The sequence below is a fragment of the Methylogaea oryzae genome, assembly GCF_019669985.1.
Taxonomy (GTDB): domain Bacteria; phylum Pseudomonadota; class Gammaproteobacteria; order Methylococcales; family Methylococcaceae; genus Methylogaea; species Methylogaea oryzae.
In genome coordinates this window covers 2,043,645-2,063,474 of sequence record NZ_AP019782.1, presented here as the reverse complement: position 1 = coordinate 2,063,474, position 19,830 = coordinate 2,043,645, and the positions used below count along the sequence as shown (strand labels likewise).

Below are 19,830 nucleotides of genomic sequence, written 5' to 3'. Positions count from 1 at the left end.
CGCCGATTTATTTTTGTTGCGCTGCGACTGAGCGCCTAGCGTCGGGTTATCGGCGAACCTTATTGGAAGCGTATTTGCCTGTCAATGGCATTAGGTTAACTCCGGTTTAGCGATTTGCGCGCCAGAGGTTGCCCAGTTGCGGCAAAACGACGGCGGCGGCCAGGACAATTCCCCCTGTCCAAAGCTGGCACGGGCTCGCCAGTCGCTGGATGAATTCCCCCGCGTTCAGTTCCCGCTGCAACAGGTATACCGCGACGGCGATGACGAACAGGGCGAAACCGCGCCGCAGGGCCGGCGCGCTGACGCGGGGGGCCAGCCAGCTTCCGGCGAGGCTGCCGGATATCGTCGCGGCGGTAACGGCGCCGGCCAATTGCAAGTCGATCTGCACGTGGCTCAAATAACCCGCCAGCCCGGCGAAGGAGTTGGCGGCGATGATCAGCAGCGAGGTGCCGATGGCCGCCCGCATGGATAAGCCGCCCAGCAGGCACAGGGCCGGCACCACCACAAAACCTCCCCCGGCGCCGACCAGCCCGGTCAATGCCCCGACCACGACGCCTTGCAGGGCGATGGCGAGCAGTACCCATACGTTGCCTGGGCAGGTGTTGGCCGATTCCTCGTCCGCCTTTTGCCGGCGAAACAGCATCGCGCCGCCGGTGGCCAGCATCATGCCGGCGAACAGCAGCAGCAGCAAATGTCCGGGCAGCCAGGCAGCCAGGCGGCCGCCGCCGTAGGCGCCGACCATGGAGGCGGTCCCGAACGCCGCTCCTGCGCGCCAGCAGACGTTGCCCAGGCGGGCGTGGGGCAGCATGGCGATGGCGCTGGTGCTGCCTACCGCCAGCAAGGACGTGGCTATGGCGGCTTTGGGTTCCAAGTGGGCCATGTAAACCAGCATGGGGACGGTGAGTATGGAGCCGCCGCCGCCGAGCATACCCAGCAGCACGCCGATGACGACTGCGGCTATGCCGATTTCGAGTGTCATGGCGGTGTCCTCAGCTGTTCACGTTGCCGCAAGCCTGGTTGGCGGGAAGGGCGCGGTCGATATGGCGCGGATAGGCCATGTTGAGATTGGTCATCAGTTGAATGAACTCGTCGCGCTGCTTGCCGCCGCCGAGGCGGGGGTTTTCCGCCATTTCCCTGCCGATGGTGGATACCGTGTTGCCTTGGTAGTCGTGACCGGGATAAACCAGGGTTTCCGGAGGCAGGCTGAATAGCTTGCCGTGGATGTTGTCGTACAGCTTGCCGGGATCGCCTTGCTGGAAATCGGTTCTGCCGCAGCCGCCGATCAAAAGCGCGTCGCCGGTGAAAACGCGGTCCGCCATGACGTAGCTGACGCAGCCGTTGGTGTGTCCCGGCGTGTGGCGCACTTCGATTTGCAGATCGCCCACGGACAATGTGTCGCCGTCGTCCACCAAGATGTCGGCGCATTGGGCGCCGCCGTCCCGGTGCACGACGCTGCGGCTGCCGAGAACCTCTCGCAGCTTGCCGCTGGCGGTGATGTGATCGGCGTGGACGTGGGTTTCCAGGGTATAAGCCAGTTTCAAATCCAGTTCCTTTAGCACGGCGAGGTATTGATCCATTTCGCTGAGGACCGGATCGATGAGGGCCGCCTCGCGAGTGCGTTCGCAAGCGATCAAATAGGTGTAGGTGCTGGTGTCTGCTTCGAACAGTTGGCGGAAAATCATGTCTCTCTCCTGGATGGTGGAATCGTTGCCTATGACTTTACACGCTTCGTGCCAAGTCCGTTTGCATGGCTAAGCGTCTGATAAAACGCGATAAAGTCCTGGTCGAGTTGGCATCGTTTCGACGGTTGTGTTTCAATGATGAAACATTTGGTGAAACGTTGTTGCAACGCTTATGGTTCATAGTGAAACATCCCAGATGCGGCTTTTGGCTCAGGCCCTGGCGGAGTTGCTCGACGAGCCGGTGGTGGCCGGGGCGGAGGGCAAGGTGGTGTTAGCCAACCGCGCCGCGGCGAGCCTGCTCGGCTGCGAGGCGGAATCCCTGATCGGGCGGGCCATGCACGAAGTTATGCAATTCGAATGCGCTTTTGGCGAAGGGGAAGTCGATTTGCATTGCAGCCTGGTGTTGCCCGGCGGCCGGCGCTTGTGGGGAAGAAGGCGGGAAATCGATTGGGGAGAGCGGGGGCGGGCAGTGCGTTTCACGCCGGATCCGGCTGCGGTGGGCGAGCCCACGGACGCCGACGGCGTGGTGAATTTTCACGGCCTGATCACCCGCGACCCGGCCCTGCGCCACACTTTCACGGTGATTCGCAACGTGGCGCAGAGCGATGCCACGGTGTTGGTGCGAGGGGAATCGGGCACCGGCAAGGAGCTGGTGGCGCGGGCCATCCACGAGGAAAGCAACCGCCGCGACCAGCCGTTCTTGGCGATCAACTGCGCGGCGCTGACGCCCAGCCTGTTGGACAGCGAGCTGTTCGGCCACGTGCGCGGTGCTTTCACCGGGGCGATAAAAGACCACGCTGGCTTGTTCCAGCGCGCCGACGGCGGCACGCTGTTTCTCGACGAGGTGGCGGAGCTGCCTTTGGAGCTTCAGGCCAAGCTGTTGCGCGTGTTGCAGGAGCGCAGTTTCATTCCCGTGGGCGGTAGCCGCGGGGTGACGGTGGATGTGCGTATCGTCGCCGCCACCCACCGCTCCCTGCGGGAGGCGGTAAGAGGGGGAAGTTTCCGCGAAGACCTCATGTACCGGCTGCGGGTGGTGCCGTTGTTTTTGCCGCCGCTGCGGGAGCGTCGCCAGGACGTGTCGTTGCTGCTGTGGCACTTCATCGGCCAGCACAACGCGGTCGGGGTGAGACGGGTGGAGTGCATCGCGCCGGAAGCCATGCGCGCGCTGCTGGATCACCCGTGGCCGGGCAACGTGCGGGAGCTGAAAAACGTCGTGGAGTATGCTTTCGCCGTCGGACGCGGCGCGGAACTGCGGTTGGACGAGCTGCCGCCGGAGTTTCGCGAGGCCGCCGTTCCGTCCGCGTCGCCGCTGGCCGCCCGCGGTGCCGGCGACGAAGCGGAGCGCATACGCTCGGCTTTGCGGGAGGCGGGCGGCAGGGTGGACGAGGCGGCGCGCTTATTGGGCGTCAGCCGCGCGACCTTTTGGCGCAAACGCAAGCGGGCGGGGGTGTGAGCGCGGCGGCCTGGGCGAGCGGCGTTACGCCAGCTCCCTGTGCCGCAACAGCACGTTGTAGCGCGAGCCCTGGAAGTGCCGGTTGAGGGCCTCCGCGAGGTAAACCGAGCGATGTTGGCCGCCGGTGCAACCGATGGCGATGGTGAGATAACTGCGGTTTTCGGCTTCGAAGCGAGGAATCCAGCGGTCGAGAAACGCCACCAGGTCGGCCAGGTAGGCGCGGACGTCGGCGCTGTGCTCCAGGAACTTGGCAACGGCCGCGTCGCGTCCGGTGAGCTCGCGCAGGCCGAGCTCCCAATGAGGATTGGGCAAGCAGCGGGCGTCGAAGACGAAGTCGGTGTCCAGCGGTATGCCGTGCTTGTAGCCGAAGGACTGGAAAAACAGCGAGAGGGTTTCTTGCGCTTCGTTGCCCAGCCGCGCGCGCACCACGCCGCGCAGCTGGTGCATATTGGTGTGGCTGGTGTCGATGGTCAGGTCGGCTTCGTTGGCCACCGGCTGCAACAGGCTGCGTTCCAGCTCGATGGCTTCTCCCAGCGAGTGGGCCGAATCGGTCAGCGGGTGTTTGCGGCGGGTTTCGCTGTAGCGTTTCAGCAGGGTGTCGTGGTCGGCCTGTAGAAATAGGATTTCGCACTCCAGCCCCAGTTTCTTCACCGCGGCCAGGCTTTGCGGGAAGAGCGCCAAGTTGTTGCTTTGGTTGCGGGCGTCGATGGCGATGGCGGTTTTCTGGTAAACGCCCGGATTGGCCAGGGCGATCTGGCTGGCGAAGGACTCCAGCAGCGCCACCGGCAGGTTATCGATGCAGTAAAAGCCGCAGTCTTCCAGCGTCGCCAGGGCGATGCTTTTGCCCGAGCCCGATAGGCCGCTGACGATGATCAGCTTCACGGTCAAAAGCCCTTGCGCTCGTTGGACGGCGGTATGCCCAAGGCCTCCCGGTACTTGGCCACGGTGCGGCGGGCGACATTGATGCCCTTGGCCACCAGCATTTCCGCCAGCTTATGGTCGCTGAGGGGCTTTTTCGGCGATTCCTGGCCGACCAATTCCTTGATCAGCGCCTTGATGGCGGTGGCGGACGCTTCTCCGCCGCTGTCGGTGGAGACGTGGCTGGAGAAAAAGTATTTGAATTCGAAGATGCCGTTGGGCGTGTGCATGTATTTCTGGGTGGTGACCCGCGAAATGGTCGATTCATGCATGCTCACCGCTTCGGCGATGTCCCGCAGCACCAAGGGCTTCATGGCGGTTTCGCCGTGTTCCAGGAATTCCTGCTGCCGTTCGACAATGGCCTTGGCGACTTTCAGCAGGGTTTCGTTGCGGCTCTGCAGGCTCTTGATGAACCAGCGCGCTTCCTGCAGGTGGTCGCGCATGCTTTGGTTGCCGGCGCTGTCGTCGGCGCGCTTGATGAGGCTGGAATAATAGGGGTTGACCCGCAGCCTGGGCGCGGTTTCCGGATTGGGCGCCACCTGCCAGCCGCCGTCCCGCTTGACGACGAATACGTCGGGAATGACGTATTGCGGCTCTTCGCTGGCGACGTGGCGGCCGGGCCGGGGATCCAGGGAGCGGATCAGCGCTACCACGTCGGCGAAGACGTCGTCTTCCAGGCGCATGAGGCGCTTGATGCGGCTGAAGTCCTTGCGGGCCAGGTGGTCGAGATGCTTGTCCACCATTTCCAGCGCCAGTTGCCGGTGGGGCGTGTCTTCCGCCAGTTGCTTCAGCTGAATGCGCAGGCAGTCGGCCAGGTCCTGTGCGGCCACGCCGGGCGGGTCGAACTGCTGGATACGGTGCAGCACCGCCTGCACTTCGTCCAGCTCCAGTTCGTCCCCCAATTGGTCGGCCAGGCCTTGATGGATGTCCTCGACGGTGGTGTCTAAATAGCCGTCGTCGTTGATGGCGTCGATGATCGCGGCGGCGATGGCGTGGTCCCGGTCGGAAAACGGGGTCAACTCCATTTGCCACACGAGGTGGTCCTGCAAAGTTTGCGGCGCGCTGCGCTGGAAGCTGTAATCCTCGCCGTCCCCGGAGGAGGGCGGCGCGCCGGAGGAGGCGCCCGCTTCGTAGACGTCGTCCCAGGAAATATCCACCGCCAGCTCGTTGGGGATGTCGTTTTGCTGCGACTCGGACCCGGCCAGCTCCTGGTAATAATTTTCTTCGACGGGCGTTTCCCGCACCGGTTCCGCGGTTTGCGCTTCGGCGCCTTGCTGAGCGCCGCCTGTTTCGATCTCGTCGTCCACTTCCAGCATCATGTTGGAATCCAGCGCTTCCTGGATTTCCTGTTGCAAATCGAGCGTCGACAGTTGCAGCAGCCGAATGGCTTGCTGCAATTGGGGCGTCATGGCCAGCGACTGCCCGAGCTTTAGCTGCAAGGTTTGCTTCATGGCTGCAGTGATTGGTTGCGACGGTGGCTGGGGAGGCTATGCATGCTGATCATTGTAATCCATGGGCACAGGCCTAGATGGTAAACGATTCGCCCAAGTAAACCCGTTTGACCTCCGCGTTGGCGACGATGGCGGAAGGTTCGCCTTCGGCGATCACTTGGCCCTCGCTGATGATGTAGGCGCGATTACAGATGTTGAGGGTTTCCCGCACGTTGTGTTCGGTGATGAGGATGCCGATGCCGCGTTGTGCCAAGTGCGAGACGATGCCTTGGATGTCGATGACCGAAATGGGGTCGACGCCGGCGAAAGGTTCGTCCAGCAGGATGAACTGCGGCTCGCTGGCCAGGGCTCGGGCGATTTCGACGCGGCGCCGCTCGCCGCCCGACAGGCCGATACCTTTCTGGTTGCGCAGGTGGCCGACATGGAATTCTTCCAGCAGCTCCTCGATCAAGAGTTCCTGCTGGCCGTCGGTTAAATCGTCGCGCAGCTGCAACACCGCGCGCAGGTTGTCGGCCACCGTCAGCTTGCGGAAGACCGAAGGCTCCTGGGGCAGATAGCCGACGCCCAGCTTGGCGCGGGCGTGCATGGGCATGTGGGTGATGTCGGCGTTATCGATTTTGATATTGCCGCCGTCGGGCTGCACCAGGCCGGCGATCATATAGAAACTGGTGGTTTTGCCGGCGCCGTTGGGGCCGAGCAAGCCGACGATTTCGCCGCTGTTGACGCGCAGTGACACGTCGTTGACCACGCGGCGTTTGTTGTAGGCCTTGAGCAGGCCGTGCGCGGAAAGTACTGCCATGATGTCTACCGCTTCTTGGCGGGGGAAGTTGCTGGGGCGGGCGCGGGTGCCGGCTGGGCGGCCGGGTCCGAGCTCTTGGGGCCGATGATGGTATGCACCCGCTTTTTGCTGGAAGTGCTTTCCCCGGCGACGGCGACGGAGTTTTGCGTGTCGTATTCGATGCGGTCGCTTTTGTAGATGTTGCCGCTTTGCAGCACGATGGCGTTGTCGATGAGGATCAAGCGGTGTTCGTTGGGATAGTACTCGGCCTTTAACGACGTGGCGTCGATGGTGCCTTTGCCTTCCTCTTGGGTTTGCACGATGTGCACCGGGTTGCCGACGCCAAAGATTTTGTCGATCTTGCCTTGGTTGAGGTAAACGGTCATCTGGTCGCTATCCGTGACCAGCGAGCCTTGCACGGAATGGACGTTGCCGGTGTAGATGGCGATCCCTTTCTGGTCGTCGTAAGTGGCCGTGTCGGAGTCCACATAGATGGGCTCCTTGGCGTCGCTTTCCAGCGCCTGCGCGGCCAAGGGCGTCAGCAATGCCAGCAGCAGCCAGGGGCGGTGGTTAAAATTCATAGCGGCCTCTTACGTCGGACAGCAGGTTGATCTGCATGCCGTCGGAGAAATCCGTGTGCATGCCGGTCCCGCTGGTGTAATGGGGATGGTTGAGTATTTCGGTGAATTCGGTGGACTCTAGGTAGCTTTTGTCCATGTGTACCGTGACGTTTTTGCTGTAGGCGTCCAGTCCCTTGTCGCTGCCGAAAGGTTCTCTGCTCAGCCATGCCTTGCCGCCGAGGAAAATTTCGTTGCCGTCGCCGGAAATGGTGCCCGTGTTGGCGCGCACCACCCACGGCGGCACGCCGGGATTGAAAAACAGCATGACGGGCTTTTCCATCTCAGAGACGTTGTTGTCCAGATAATGCCCCATGGCGACGGCGAACAGGCGGCTTTTAGGCGTGCCGTCGGCCTTCATTTCGGTGCGGATAAAGTCTTTCGCATAGTAGTCGATGCTGTGTTCCAGGTCCGCCTTGGTTTCCTCCGGCGGCGGCGTCATCAATTCCGCCAGCCACCAGGAAACCAGGGACAGGCCTATCAAGCCGGCGAACAGGGAAATCGGGACTTCGCGCAGGCGCATGGCTTAAAAATAGGATTCGATAATGCCGTTGAGGGTGCCTTGAGCGCGCATGACTAAATCGCATACCTCCCGCGCCGCGCCTTCGCCGCCGCGCAGGGTCGTGCGCCAATGGGCGTAGTTGAGTATAGAACAATGGGCGTCCGCGACGGCCACCGAGAGGCCGACCCGGCGCATGAGCGGCAAGTCCAGCAAATCGTCGCCGACGTGGGCGATTTGTTCATGACGCAGACCAAGCCGGCCGCATAAGTCCTCCAACGCTGCCAGCTTGTTTTCTTGCCCTTGGTAAACGTGTTCGATTCCCAGGCTGGCCATGCGCCGCCCCACCGATTCGGCCTTGCGGCCGGAAATGACCGCGACTTCCACGCCGGTGCGCCGCAGCAATTTGATGCCGTGGCCGTCGCGCGCATGGAAGGATTTGTACTCGCGACCCTGGTCGTCGAAGAACAGTTTGCCGTCGGTAAGCACGCCGTCCACGTCGAAGATGACCAGGCGGACGGCGGCGGCTCTGTTGAGGATTTCCTGCATGATGGTTATTGGGTACGTTGGTTTTTTCTTAAACGATACCTGAACGCAGCAGATCGTGCATGTTCAGGGCGCCCACCAGGCGGCCTTGTTCGTCCGCCACCAGCAGGCCGTTGATCTTCTTACGCTCCATGACGGCGAGCGCTTCCGCCGCCAGCATGTCGGGTGTGGCCGTGGTGCATCGGCGGGTCATCACGTCGGCGATGGGGGTGGTGCGGAGGTCGTGGGTCTTGGTCAGCAGCCGGCGCAGGTCGCCGTCGGTGAAAATGCCGCTGATGCGGTTTTCGCCGTCGACGACGGCGGTCATGCCCAATTTCTTGGCGGACATTTCCAGCAGGGCCTCGCTGAGGGGGGCGGATTCGACCACGGCGGGTATGTCCGCTTGGGTGTGCATGAGGTCGCCGACCTTCAGCAATAAGCGGCGTCCCAGGCTGCCGCCGGGGTGGGATAGGGCGAAATCGTCGCGGCTGAAGCCCCGCGCTTCCAGCAGCGCGACGGCCAGGGCGTCGCCCATGGCCAGGCAAGCGGTGGTGCTCGACGTGGGCGCCAATCCCAGCGGGCAAGCCTCTTTCTCTACCCCCACGTCGATATGCACGGACGCCTGCCGCGCCAAGGTGGAGGCCGGCTCGCCGGTCATGGCGACAAGCGGAATGCCGATGCGCTTGATTAGCGGCAGGATCGTGAGTATCTCGTCCGTTTCGCCCGAGTTGGACAAGGCCAGCACCACGTCGCCGGGAGTAATCATCCCCAAGTCGCCGTGGCTGGCTTCGCCGGGGTGGACGAAAAACGCCGGGCTGCCGGTGCTGGCCAGGGTGGCGGCGATCTTGCCCGCGATGTGGCCGGACTTGCCCATGCCCGTCACCACGATGCGTCCCCTGCATTCCAGCAACAGGCGGCAAGCGGCGGCGAAGGCTTGGTCGATGCGTGGCTCCAGTGCGGCCACCGCCTGTGCTTCGGTGCGGATCACGGCTAGGCCGGAGCGGCAAAGTTCGTTGTCGGGGGGAGCCAATACCATGAGGTCGTATGGGGAGGGTTGCTTTTGGCCCGACGGGCGGGGCTGGCCGCATTATATAACCTGCGGCGCCGATTGGCATGGGACGGCGTGTTCGTCCGCCGTGCCGGGAGAGGCGGACCGATTCGGCCGAGCGCGCCGAAAATCGACGCGCGCCGTCGCCCATTCGACGCGCCTTAGGTCGCGTATCCGCCGGCCTGCCGTTGCGTCGGTTGACTGGCGGCGGACCCGTCGGGGACAATAACCGACTTTGTTTACGCCATTCCCGTTCCACGGAGCTTCGATTTCGGCATGAGTACCGCTTCGGACAGCGACGTCCTTGTTACCGTCCGCGACCTGTCGTTCTCGCGCGGCTCGCGCAAGATTTTCGACGGCATCGACATGGATATCCGTCGGGGCAAGGTCACCGCCATCATGGGCCCGAGCGGCACCGGCAAGACCACCTTGCTGCGCCTGATCGGCGGCCAATTGCTGCCGCAAAAGGGCAGCGTCGCCGTGGATGGGCAGGTGGTGCACAAGCTGCGCCTGGGCGAGTTGTACGAGTTGCGCAAGCGCATGGGCATGCTGTTCCAGAGCGGGGCGCTGCTGACCGACATCGACGTCTACGAAAACGTGGCGTTTCCGCTGCGTGAGCACACCAAGCTGCCGGAATCCATGATCCGCACCCTGGTGCTGATGAAACTCCAGGCGGTGGGCCTGCGCGGGGCCAGCCGGCTGATGCCGGCCGAGCTGTCCGGCGGCATGGCGCGTCGCGTAGCGCTGGCCAGGGCCATGGCGCTGGATCCGATGATGATCATGTACGACGAGCCCTTCACCGGCCAGGATCCCATTTCCATGGGCGTGCTGGTGCAGTTGATCCGCCAGTTGAACGACGCACTGGGCCTGACCAGCATCGTGGTGTCTCACGACGTGCAGGAAACCGCCGCCATCGCCGACTATATCTACCTGGTTTCCGGCGGGCGCGTGGTGGGGCAGGGCACGCCGGCCGAGTTGGCCGAATCGGATTCGGATTGGGTGCGGCAGTTTATGCAGGGGCTGCCGGACGGCCCGGTGGCGTTCCACTATCCTGCGCCGGATTTCGCCCGGGATTTATTGGGCGCCCAGCGGAAATAGGAAGGCATGATGAATTTATTTGAACGCTTGGGAAGGGCGACGCTGGAGGCGTTCCGAAAACTGGGGCGCTCCATGCTGTTCCTGCTGCACGTGTTGCGCGGAGTGCTGGGGATTTTGCTGCGTCCCCGCTTGCTCAGCGCGCAGATGTTGTCGGTCGGGGTGCTCAGCGTACTGTTGATTTCGATTTCCGGCTTGTTCGTCGGCATGGTGCTGGGACTGCAGGGCTTCAACGTATTGTCGGACTTCGGCGCCGAGGAGTCCCTCGGCGTGATGGTGGCGGCCTCCCTGGTGCGCGAGCTGGGGCCGGTGGTGACGGCGCTGCTGTTCTCCGGCCGGGCCGGTTCGGCGCTGACCGCCGAAATCGGCCTGATGAAAGCCACGGAGCAATTGTCCGGCATGGAAATGATGGCGGTGGACCCGGTTAAGCGCATCATTACCCCGCGCTTCCTGGCCGGCTTGATTTCCATGCCGTTGTTGGCTTCCCTGTTCAGCATGGTGGGCGTGATCGGCGGCTATTTCGTCGGCGTGGGCCTGCTGGGCGTGGACGAGGGCGCTTTCTGGTCGGCCATGCGGGCTCATATCGATTTTTGGGATGACATCCTCAACGGAGTCATCAAAAGCTTGGTGTTCGGTGCGGTGGTGACGTGGATCGCGGTGTTCGAGGGGTACGATGCGGTGCCTACCTCGGAAGGCGTGGGGCGCGCCACGACCCGGTCCGTGGTTTACTCGGCTTTTGCCGTGCTGGGCTGCGATTTTGTGTTGACGGCCCTGATGTTTGGAGAGGATTGATGCGGCAGTCGAAAGCGACAGAAATGTGGGTGGGGCTGTTTGTGGCCCTGGGGTTGGTGGCCTTGTTCTTCCTGGCCATGAAAGTGAGCAATTTGGCCGATTACGAGACCACCGACGGTTACCTGATCAAGGCTAATTTCGAGAACGTCGGCAGCCTCAAAGTACGGGCTCCGGTGTCCATGTCCGGCGTGCGCGTGGGGCGTGTCAGCAACATCTACTTCGACAAGAAGAAGTTCCAGGCGGTGGTGGAGATGCGCATCGACCCGCTGTTCGACAACTTGCCCGAAGATACCACGGCCAGCGTGCTGACCGCCGGTTTGCTGGGAGAACAGTACATCAGCCTCAGCCCAGGCGGTTCCGATGACGTGCTGAAAAACGGCAGCGTCGTGGATCTGACGCAGTCGGCGATTGTGTTGGAGGAAGTGGTGAGTAAATTCCTCTATAACAAGGCCGAAGGCGACAAGAAGGCCAGCGACAAGTCGCCGGACAAGAAAGACGACGCGGCGGCAGGCGGCTGAACGCCATGAGGTGGTGCCGGCATAACGACAACGGTGCGGCGCAGGCGGCTTTGAGCGATCAAGGCGGCGGACGCTTTGCCCTGGAAGGGGAGCTGAGTTTCGCCAGCGTTCCCGCCTTGTTGCGGCGGGGCGCAGCGCTGTTCGCCGGCCAAGGCGCCATCGAGCTGGATTTGAGCGGGGTGCGGCGCGCCGACAGCGCGGGCCTCGCCTTGCTGGTGGAATGGCTGGCGCAGGCAAACCGCTTGAATCGCCAGTTGGATTTCCGGCACGTGCCGGATCAGATTTTGCGTATGGCCAAGGTGGGTGGCCTGGAAGACATTCTGTCCCTATGAACGTCGTAACGTTCCTAACTCAATCCGCGTCACGCGGCTAAGCGGTTTCCATGGATAAATTGATCATAAACGGCGGCAACTCCCTGGTGGGCGAGCTGCGCATTTCCGGCGCCAAGAACGCGGCGCTGCCGATTCTGGCCGGCACTTTGTTGTCGCAAGACCCGGTCACCATCGGCAACGTGCCTCATTTGCACGACATCACCACGACCATGGAGTTGTTGGGCCAGATGGGCGTGCACCTGGTGATCGACGAAAAACTCAACATCGAGGTCGATTCCAGCACCATCAAGACGTTTTACGCGCCTTACGAACTGGTCAAGACCATGCGCGCCTCCATCCTCGTGCTGGGGCCGCTGTTGGCGCGTTTCGGCAAGGCGGAAGTCTCGCTGCCGGGCGGTTGCGCCATCGGCACCCGTCCGGTGAACCTGCACTTGGAAGGCCTGGCCGCCATGGGCGCCGACATTTCGGTGAAAAACGGCTACATCCACGCCAGCTGCAAGCGGCTCAAGGGCTGCCGGCTGGTGTTGGACCAGGTGACGGTGACCGGTACCGAAAACCTCATGATGGCGGCGGTGCTGGCCGACGGCGTCACGGTGCTGGAAAACGCCGCGCGCGAGCCGGAAGTGGTGGACTTGGCGAACTTCCTCATCGCCATGGGCGCCAAGATCAACGGCGTCGGCACCGACGTGCTGGAAATCGAAGGCGTCGAGTCCCTGTCCGGCAAGGGTTTGCACTACAACATCCTGCCCGACCGTATCGAAACGGGTACCTACCTGGTGGCGGCGGCCATTACCGGCGGCAAGGTCAAGCTGAAAAACACCGCTCCCGATCTGCTGGACGCGGTGCTGGCCAAGCTGCGGGAAGCGGGGGCGCTGCTCACCGTGGGCGAGGATTGGATCGAGCTGGACATGCAAGGCCGACGCCCGAAGGCCGTATCGTTGCGCACCGCGCCGTATCCGGCGTTCCCCACCGATATGCAGGCGCAGATCAGCGCGCTCAACTGCGTGGCCGAGGGCGTCGGCGTCATCACCGAAACCGTGTTCGAGAACCGTTTCATGCACGTGCAGGAAATGCAGCGCATGGGCGCCAACATTCGTTTGGAATCCAACACCGCCATCATCACCGGCGTGGATCGTTTGACCGCGGCGCCGGTGATGGCGACCGATTTGCGCGCTTCCGCCAGCTTGGTGCTGGCCGGCTTGGTGGCCGAAGGCCAGACGGTGGTGGACCGCATTTACCACATCGATCGCGGCTACGAGTGCATCGAGGAAAAGCTGTCGCAATTGGGCGCTGAGATTCGCCGCATGCCGCGCTAGGAGGCCCCGTGCTGACCATCGCCTTATCCAAGGGCCGCATCTACGAAGACACCCTGCCGCTGCTGGCGGACGCGGGCATTGTGCCAGCCGACGACCCCGACAAGAGCCGCAAGCTGATTCTGGAGACCAATCAGCCGGACGTGCGCCTGCTCATCGTGCGCGCCACCGACGTGCCCACCTACGTGGATTACGGCGCGGCGGACCTGGGCGTGGCGGGTCGAGACGTGTTGTTGGAATACGGGTCGGAAGGCTTCTACGAGCCGCTGGATTTGAACATCGCCCGCTGCCGCATGATGACGGCCGGCCGCGTCGGCGTGCCGTTCCCGGGGCGTCGCTTGCGGGTGGCGACTAAATACGTGGGCATCGCCCAGCGTTATTTCGCCGGCCAGGGCGTGCAAGCGGAAATCATCAAGTTGTACGGCTCCATGGAGTTGGCGCCCCTGGTGGGGCTGGCCGACTGCATCGTCGACCTGGTGGACACCGGCAACACCCTCAAGGCCAACGGTTTGGAGCCGCGCGACTTGATCATGGACATCAGCTCGCGCCTGATCGTCAACAAGGCCGCCATGAAAATGAAACACGAGGCGGTCAAGGCGCTGGTAGGGCAGTTGGCGTCCGCCGTGGAGCGGCGGGCGGCGAAGTAGGCGGACTCACTCCGGCTTTCCGCGCTCTGGCGGGAAACCGCACAACACAGATGGTGGATTCATGAGCGAAGTGATGATCAACCGGCTCGACGCAGCCGATGGCGATTTCCAGGACAAGCTGGATAAGCTGCTCAGCTACGACGCCAGCAGCGACGAAGCCGTTCACCAGCGGGTGTTGGAAATCATCGGCCGTATCCGTCGCGAGGGCGACGGGGCGCTGCTGGAATACACCCAGCGTTTCGATCAATACCAGTTGGCCGGCGCCGCCGATCTGGAATTGCCCAAGGCCCGCCTACAGCAAGCCTGGGATAATCTGCCCAACGATTTGGCCGAAGGACTGCAATTCGCCGCCGAGCGGATTCGCACCTACGCCGAGCAGCAAAAACTCCAGTCCTGGCGCTTCGAAGACGCGGACGGCAACGTCCTGGGGCAGCAGGTCACTCCCTTGGATCGTGTCGGTTTGTACGTGCCCGGCGGCAAGGCGGCCTATCCGTCCTCGGTATTGATGAACGCCATTCCGGCCAAAGTCGCCGGCGTGCCGGAAGTAATCATGGTGACGCCCACCCCCCTGGGCGAGGTCAACGAATTGGTGCTGGCCGCCGCCCACCTGGCCGGCGTCGACCGGGTGTACCGCGTCGGCGGCGCCCAGGCGGTGGCCGCCTTGGCTTACGGCACCGCCAGCATCCCCCGCGTCGACAAGATCGTCGGCCCCGGCAACATCTACGTCGCGACGGCCAAGAAGCTGGTGTTCGGTCAGGTCGGTATCGACATGGTGGCTGGTCCTTCGGAGATCCTGGTCATTTGCGACGGCGGCACCGATCCCGATTGGATCGCCGCCGATCTGTTTTCCCAAGCCGAGCACGACGAGGATGCCCAAGCGATCCTGCTTAGCCCCGATGCGGCATTCCTGGACAAGGTCGAGGCTAGCATCCGCCGCATGCTGCCGGAGATGGAGCGTGCGGCCGTCATCGCCAAATCGCTGTCGGATCGCGGCGCGTTGATTAAAGTGCGGGATCTGGCCCAGGCGGCGGACGTCGCCAACCACATCGCGCCGGAACACCTGGAGCTGTCCGTGGCCGACCCGGACGAATTGGTGAAGAGCATCCGCAACGCCGGCGCTATTTTCATGGGGCGCTACACGGCGGAAGCCTTGGGCGATTATTGCGCCGGGCCCAATCACGTGCTGCCTACCGCCCGCACGGCGCGCTTTTCCTCCCCGTTGGGGGTTTACGATTTCCAGAAGCGTTCCAGCCTGATCAACTGCTCGGCGGCGGGATCGGCCAAACTCGGCCGCGTGGCGGATTTGCTGGCGCGGGGCGAGGGACTGGGCGCTCACGCCTTGTCGGCTCGTTACCGGGGTCGCTGAGGCGGCCATGGCTGCGGCAATCGCGGTGGAGTCGTTGATACGGCCGGAGGTGCGCGCCTTGAGCGCCTATCACGTGGCCGACGCCGTTGGGTATGTGAAGTTGGACGCCATGGAAAACCCTTACACTTGGCCTGAGGCCATGACGGCGGAATGGCTGGAACGCCTGCGTTCGCTGCCCCTCAACCGTTATCCCGACCCGTCACCGGCTGGCCTGAAAACGCTGCTGCGCGACAGCAACGGCGTGCCGCCCGGCATGGACCTGTTGCTGGGCAACGGTTCCGACGAAATCATCCAAATGCTGCTCATGGCGGTGGCCGGGCCCGGCGTCAAGGTGCTGGCGCCGGAACCCACGTTCGTCATGTATCGGCAGATCGCCTCCACGCTGGGTCTGGAGTTCGTCGGCGTACCGCTGGCGGCGGATTTTTCCATGGATATGCCGGCCATGGCGGCGGCGATTGCCGAGCACAAGCCGGCCTTGGTATTCCTGGCTTATCCCAACAACCCCACCGGCAACCTATTCGAACGCGCCGACGTGGAAGCGATCGTTGCCCTGACGCCGGGCCTGGTGGTGGTGGACGAGGCTTACGCGCCCTTCGCCGAGGCCAGTTTCATGGAGGATTTGCCGCGCCACGGCAATCTGTTGGTGATGCGCACGTTGTCCAAGCTGGGACTGGCGGGATTGCGCTTGGGGTTCCTTGCGGGCCCGCCTTCGTGGCTCCATGAGCTGGACAAGGTGCGCATGCCCTACAACATCAACGTGCTGACGCAGGCGACGGTGGAATTCGCGCTGGAAAGGCTGCCGGTATTCGAGGAGCAAACGGCGTTGCTGCGGCAGGAGAGGGCAGCCTTGTTTCAGGCGCTGCAATCCATGCCGGGCATCACGCCGTTCCCCAGCCGGGCGAATTTCATCCTGTTTCGCTGCGAAGGCGTCGCGGCGGGCGATGTGTTCGATGGCATCAAGCGCGGCGGCGTGCTGATCAAGAATTCCTCTAGCGCCGGCGGCGCTTTATCCGGATGCCTGCGAGTTACGGTGGGAAAGCCGGAGGAAAACCGCCGTTTTATCTCTGCTTTGGAGCAGGCGATAAGCGGCCGCTGAGCCCACAAAGCCGTGGCTGGTCGCGTTTCCGACTTGATTTGTGGCGGGCAATCGCCCAAAATCGCCGCGCTTCTGTAACGTTAACCAAAAGTGAAGGGTTTGTTTCCTCAGTGATGGCGCAAATGAATTGGAGTGGCATTGATGAATAATGAGGGCGTTGACAACAGCAAGCGCCAATTTCTTACCGTTGCCGCATCTGCCGTCGGCGCGGTCGGCGCCGCGTTTGTGGCGGTGCCGTTTGTGTCGTCCATGCAGCCCAGCGCAAGGGCGCAGGCGGCAGGAGCGCCAGTGGAAGTGGATATCAGCAAGATTGAGCCGGGCCAACTGATCCGCGTCAAATGGCGGGGACGTCCGGTATGGGTGCTGCGGCGCACCGAGCAGAGCCTGAAGGATCTGGCTAGCCTGGACAGCCAGTTGCGCGACCCGCAATCGAAAGAATCGGTGCAGCCGCAGGCGGCGCAAAATGCGGCGCGTTCCATAAAGCCGGAGTATTTTGTCGCGTTGGGGCTTTGCACCCATTTGGGATGCGTGCCGACGTTCCGTCCCGAAGTGGCGCCGGAAGATTTGGGCAGCGCTTGGAAAGGCGGCTTTTTTTGCCCCTGCCACGGTTCCCGCTTCGATTTGGCCGGCCGCGTCTACCAAGGCGTTCCGGCTCCCACCAACCTGGACATTCCGCCGTACCGCTACTTGAGCGATACGCGCATCATCATTGGCGACGACGAGGCTAAGGCCTGATGGACAAGTATTTGATACCGTTGTTGGGCTGGATTGACCAGCGTTTCCCGCTGACCAAGGTGTGGAACGAACATCTGGCAAAGTATTACACCCCGAAGAATTTCAACTTTTGGTATTTCTTCGGCTCCCTGGCGCTGTTGGTGCTGGTCAACCAGTTGCTCACCGGTGTTTGGTTGACCATGCACTATAAGCCCGATGCGACCTTGGCGTTCGACTCCGTCGAGTACATCATGCGCGACGTGAACTGGGGCTGGTTGATCCGCTACATGCATTCCACCGGCGCTTCGGCGTTTTTCGTGGTGGTTTATTTCCACATGTTCCGCGGCCTAATGTACGGCTCTTACAAAAAGCCGCGCGAGTTGGTTTGGGTGCTGGGCATGGGCTTGTTCCTGCTGTTGATGGGCGAAGCCTTCATGGGGTATCTGCTGCCCTGGGGCCAGATGTCCTACTGGGGCGCCCAGGTGATCATCTCCCTGTTCGGCGCGATTCCCTGGTTCGGCGAGGATCTGGCGCAGTGGATTCGAGGGGATTTCCTGATTTCCGATGCGACGCTCAACCGTTTCTTTGCCTTCCACGTTATCGCCTTGCCGTTGATGTTGGTCATCCTGGTTTACCTGCACATCGTCGCTCTGCACCAGGTAGGGTCCAACAATCCGGACGGCGTCGAAATCAAGAAACTCAAGGACGGCCGTGGCGTCCCCTTGGACGGCATTCCGTTCCATCCCTATTACACGGTGAAGGACCTGGTGGGCGTGGCCGCATTCGCCCTGGCTTTCGCTTGGGTGGTGTTTTACGCTCCGGCGATGGGCGGGTTGTTCCTGGAACACGCCAACTTCATTCCCGCGGACCCCATCGTCACGCCGGAACACATCGCGCCGGTTTGGTACTTCACGCCGTTCTACTCCATCTTGCGGGCGGTGCCCAACAAGCTTGGCGGCGTAGTCGCCATGGGGTTGTCCATCGTGGTGCTGTTCGTGCTGCCGTGGCTGGACCGCTGCCCGGTGAAATCCATCCGCTATCGCAGCCCGCGTTACAAAGTAATACTGGGCGTATTCACCGTCAGTTTCTTGGGCTTGGGCTATCTCGGCACCCAGCCGGTGACGCCGGTGGCGACCTTGTTTGCTCAGGCGTTCGCCTTGGTGTACTTCGCCTTCTTCCTGGCCATGCCGGTTTACACTCGCTGGGAGAAGACCTTGCCGGTGCCGGATCGGGTAACCAAGCCTGTGCCGTTGCTGGAGCGTCCGGCTTTCCGCTGGTTGGCGGGTCGTTCGAAGGAATATAAGGAATATATAGTGACTCATCCCACATACCAAGGAACCATGGTCAAATTCTGGGAAGAAAAATTCAAGAACAAATCGCCGATGCCCTAAATGAATAAGCTATTTTTCTTCTTGTTGTGCTTCTCACCGCTATGGGCCGTCGCTAGCGAAAGCCTATCCCTGGATAGCGCGCCGGTGGATGTGTATGACCAACCGTCGCTACAGCGCGGCGCGCGCCTCTATGCGGAATATTGCCAAGGCTGCCATTCGCTGAAATACATGCGTTATTCCCGTTTGGTACGGGATGCGGGGATGGACGAGGCGGCGGTGTTGAAGGATTTCCTGCATGGCGAAGGCGCTATCGGCGACGTGATGACCACCGGCCTGACCAAAGAAAACGGCGTGTCGTGGTTCGGCGTGGCGCCGCCGGATTTGTCCTTGACCGTGCGCGCGCGCGGCGCGGACTGGGTATATACCTATCTGCGCAGCTTCTACCTCGACCCGTCCAAACCGACCGGCGTCAACAACCTGTTGTTTAAGGATGTGGCCATGCCCAACGTGCTGGGCGAGTTGCAGGGGCAGCAGGAGCGGGTCGTCGAAGAAGGATGGAACGGCCACAAGAGCTATAAGCTGTCGCTGGTCCAGCCCGGGCGTATGGACGCCGAGCAGTTCGACCAAGCGGTCGGCGACCTGACCAATTACCTGGCCTATGTGGCCGAGCCGGCGCAATTGGAGCGCTCTAGTCTGGGGAAGTGGGTGCTGTTCTATCTAGTCATCCTCATGGTGGTACTCTACAAGCTCAAGAAAGAGTACTGGCGTGACGTCGACGCTGATATTCTCTAATTGATGTAGCGGGAGGCGTCGCACTGCCTCCCGCCTTGTCCGATTGGCTATAGTCGTGTTTGCCGCGCAGGCGTAAAGTCGCGGGGGTAGGGGCTATGTGCCGGGCGTTCCCGCACTACACGACTTGCACGGCGAAGCGGGTGGAAATCAGCTAGTCTTGCCATCGTGATAAAATTTGCGTCCCTTCAACGATCACAGTAGTGAGGTTCCGATCCGTGGCCAATGTAATGAGTCGCAAGTCGACCATGACGCTTTACTCCTATCCGCGCTGTTTACACAGCCATCGGGCGCGTATCGTTCTGCAAGAGAAAGGCATCAGCTCCGAAGTCGACTTCGTTAGCATTACGGACTCGCCCCAGGAGCTGCTTGAACTGAATCCTTACGGCACCACGCCTACTTTCGTCGATAGGGACTTGGTGCTGTACCAGGCCGACATCATCATGGAGTACCTGGACGAGCGCTTTCCCCATCCGCCGCTTTATCCTATGGATCCCGTCTCGCGCGCTCGCTCGCGCTTGCTGACCTACCGTATCGAGCAGGATTGGTACTCGCTTTACGATCAAATACTGAAGGGCGACGAAAAACAGGCGGTCAAAGCCAAGAAGACGCTGCGAGAGAATCTCATCGCCGCCATGCCCGTGTTTGCCGCCAAGCCGTATTTTCTCAGCGACGAATTCACCCTGGTGGATTGCACCGTCGCGCCTTTGCTGTGGCGCTTATCCAGTTTACACATCGAGTTGCCGAAGCAAGCGGAGCCCATCCGCAATTACGCCAAACGTATCTTCGAACGGGACTCTTTCCAGGCCAGCCTCAGCGAGGATGAAAGGGACTTGGCCGGGTCCGGCTTGGCCCTGACGGCATAA

General features: G+C 62.1%; 22 protein-coding genes. 13 read left to right on the top strand and 9 right to left on the bottom strand.

What is annotated here, in order from left to right; genetic code table 11:
- Positions 1 to 106: 106 nt before the first annotated feature.
- Both K5607_RS09275 and K5607_RS09270 read right to left on the bottom strand, forming a co-directional pair.
- Positions 107 to 979, bottom strand: a complete 873-nt coding sequence (locus tag K5607_RS09275) for a sulfite exporter TauE/SafE family protein (RefSeq protein WP_221046849.1) — start codon at positions 977 to 979, stop codon at positions 107 to 109.
- 10 nt (positions 980 to 989) lie between these two features.
- Positions 990 to 1,682, bottom strand: a complete 693-nt coding sequence (locus K5607_RS09270; protein ID WP_054773662.1) for an MBL fold metallo-hydrolase — start codon at positions 1,680 to 1,682, stop codon at positions 990 to 992.
- Positions 1,683 to 1,878: 196 nt separating this feature from the next.
- Between K5607_RS09270 and K5607_RS09265 the strand changes: the two genes are divergently transcribed.
- Positions 1,879 to 3,135 carry a sigma-54 interaction domain-containing protein gene (locus K5607_RS09265; protein WP_246598810.1) on the top strand — a complete coding sequence of 419 codons (1,257 nt, stop codon included), beginning with the start codon at positions 1,879 to 1,881 and terminating at the stop codon, positions 3,133 to 3,135.
- A 24-nt stretch (positions 3,136 to 3,159) separates the two neighbouring features.
- Here K5607_RS09265 and rapZ read toward each other — a convergent pair whose 3' ends face one another.
- From rapZ to K5607_RS09230, 7 genes are all read right to left on the bottom strand, one after another.
- On the bottom strand, positions 3,160 to 4,017 hold the full coding sequence (rapZ, locus tag K5607_RS09260; RefSeq protein ID WP_054773276.1) for an RNase adapter RapZ: 858 nt from the start codon (positions 4,015 to 4,017) through the stop codon (positions 3,160 to 3,162).
- 2 nt (positions 4,018 to 4,019) lie between these two features.
- Complete coding sequence (locus K5607_RS09255; RefSeq protein ID WP_221046847.1) at positions 4,020 to 5,504, bottom strand: RNA polymerase factor sigma-54; 1,485 nt, start codon at positions 5,502 to 5,504, stop codon at positions 4,020 to 4,022.
- 73 nt (positions 5,505 to 5,577) lie between these two features.
- Entirely contained in the window at positions 5,578 to 6,303 is a 726-nt protein-coding gene (lptB, locus tag K5607_RS09250; protein WP_221046846.1) for an LPS export ABC transporter ATP-binding protein, read from the bottom strand.
- A 5-nt stretch (positions 6,304 to 6,308) separates the two neighbouring features.
- Positions 6,309 to 6,863 (bottom strand): lipopolysaccharide transport periplasmic protein LptA, encoded by a 555-nt coding sequence (gene lptA / locus K5607_RS09245; protein ID WP_054773277.1) that lies wholly within the window; start codon positions 6,861 to 6,863, stop codon positions 6,309 to 6,311.
- Entirely contained in the window at positions 6,853 to 7,422 is a 570-nt protein-coding gene (gene lptC / locus K5607_RS09240) for an LPS export ABC transporter periplasmic protein LptC (protein WP_054773278.1), read from the bottom strand. Before lptC ends, lptA begins: the two co-directional genes overlap by 11 nt.
- 3 nt (positions 7,423 to 7,425) lie before the next feature.
- A complete protein-coding gene (kdsC, locus tag K5607_RS09235) occupies positions 7,426 to 7,947 on the bottom strand; it encodes a 3-deoxy-manno-octulosonate-8-phosphatase KdsC (protein WP_054773279.1) in 522 nt (173 codons plus the stop codon).
- 28 nt (positions 7,948 to 7,975) lie between these two features.
- Positions 7,976 to 8,959: a KpsF/GutQ family sugar-phosphate isomerase gene (locus K5607_RS09230; RefSeq protein WP_221046845.1), complete on the bottom strand. Its 984-nt coding sequence runs from the start codon at positions 8,957 to 8,959 to the stop codon at positions 7,976 to 7,978.
- Between the two features lie 288 nt (positions 8,960 to 9,247).
- Here K5607_RS09230 and K5607_RS09225 point away from each other — a divergent pair, with 288 nt between their 5' ends.
- The 12 genes from K5607_RS09225 (at position 9,248) to K5607_RS09170 (ending at position 19,830) form a co-directional block, all read left to right on the top strand.
- Positions 9,248 to 10,069: an ABC transporter ATP-binding protein gene (locus K5607_RS09225; RefSeq protein WP_054773280.1), complete on the top strand. Its 822-nt coding sequence runs from the start codon at positions 9,248 to 9,250 to the stop codon at positions 10,067 to 10,069.
- 6 nt (positions 10,070 to 10,075) lie between these two features.
- Positions 10,076 to 10,858 carry a lipid asymmetry maintenance ABC transporter permease subunit MlaE gene (gene mlaE, locus K5607_RS09220; RefSeq protein ID WP_173586033.1) on the top strand — a complete coding sequence of 261 codons (783 nt, stop codon included), beginning with the start codon at positions 10,076 to 10,078 and terminating at the stop codon, positions 10,856 to 10,858.
- A complete protein-coding gene (gene mlaD / locus K5607_RS09215) occupies positions 10,858 to 11,376 on the top strand; it encodes an outer membrane lipid asymmetry maintenance protein MlaD (protein ID WP_221046844.1) in 519 nt (172 codons plus the stop codon). The genes mlaE and mlaD overlap by 1 nt, the downstream gene beginning before the upstream one ends.
- Before the next feature lie 5 nt (positions 11,377 to 11,381).
- Positions 11,382 to 11,708: an STAS domain-containing protein gene (locus K5607_RS09210; RefSeq protein WP_221046843.1), complete on the top strand. Its 327-nt coding sequence runs from the start codon at positions 11,382 to 11,384 to the stop codon at positions 11,706 to 11,708.
- Between the two features lie 50 nt (positions 11,709 to 11,758).
- Positions 11,759 to 13,024, top strand: a complete 1,266-nt coding sequence (gene murA / locus K5607_RS09205) for a UDP-N-acetylglucosamine 1-carboxyvinyltransferase (protein ID WP_221046842.1) — start codon at positions 11,759 to 11,761, stop codon at positions 13,022 to 13,024.
- A gap of 8 nt (positions 13,025 to 13,032) precedes the next feature.
- Positions 13,033 to 13,668 (top strand): ATP phosphoribosyltransferase, encoded by a 636-nt coding sequence (gene hisG / locus K5607_RS09200; protein ID WP_054773281.1) that lies wholly within the window; start codon positions 13,033 to 13,035, stop codon positions 13,666 to 13,668.
- Between the two features lie 61 nt (positions 13,669 to 13,729).
- Positions 13,730 to 15,034, top strand: a complete 1,305-nt coding sequence (gene hisD / locus K5607_RS09195) for a histidinol dehydrogenase (RefSeq protein WP_221046841.1) — start codon at positions 13,730 to 13,732, stop codon at positions 15,032 to 15,034.
- A 7-nt stretch (positions 15,035 to 15,041) separates the two neighbouring features.
- Complete coding sequence (gene hisC / locus K5607_RS09190; protein ID WP_221046840.1) at positions 15,042 to 16,130, top strand: histidinol-phosphate transaminase; 1,089 nt, start codon at positions 15,042 to 15,044, stop codon at positions 16,128 to 16,130.
- Between the two features lie 141 nt (positions 16,131 to 16,271).
- The gene (gene petA / locus K5607_RS09185) at positions 16,272 to 16,865 is read left to right on the top strand and encodes a ubiquinol-cytochrome c reductase iron-sulfur subunit (RefSeq protein ID WP_054773208.1); all 594 of its coding nucleotides are present in this window, start codon (positions 16,272 to 16,274) and stop codon (positions 16,863 to 16,865) included.
- The gene (locus K5607_RS09180) at positions 16,865 to 18,235 is read left to right on the top strand and encodes a cytochrome b (RefSeq protein ID WP_221046839.1); all 1,371 of its coding nucleotides are present in this window, start codon (positions 16,865 to 16,867) and stop codon (positions 18,233 to 18,235) included. The genes petA and K5607_RS09180 overlap by 1 nt, the downstream gene beginning before the upstream one ends.
- Complete coding sequence (locus tag K5607_RS09175) at positions 18,236 to 18,967, top strand: cytochrome c1 (RefSeq protein WP_054773209.1); 732 nt, start codon at positions 18,236 to 18,238, stop codon at positions 18,965 to 18,967.
- A 245-nt stretch (positions 18,968 to 19,212) separates the two neighbouring features.
- Complete coding sequence (locus K5607_RS09170) at positions 19,213 to 19,830, top strand: glutathione S-transferase N-terminal domain-containing protein (RefSeq protein WP_246598809.1); 618 nt, start codon at positions 19,213 to 19,215, stop codon at positions 19,828 to 19,830.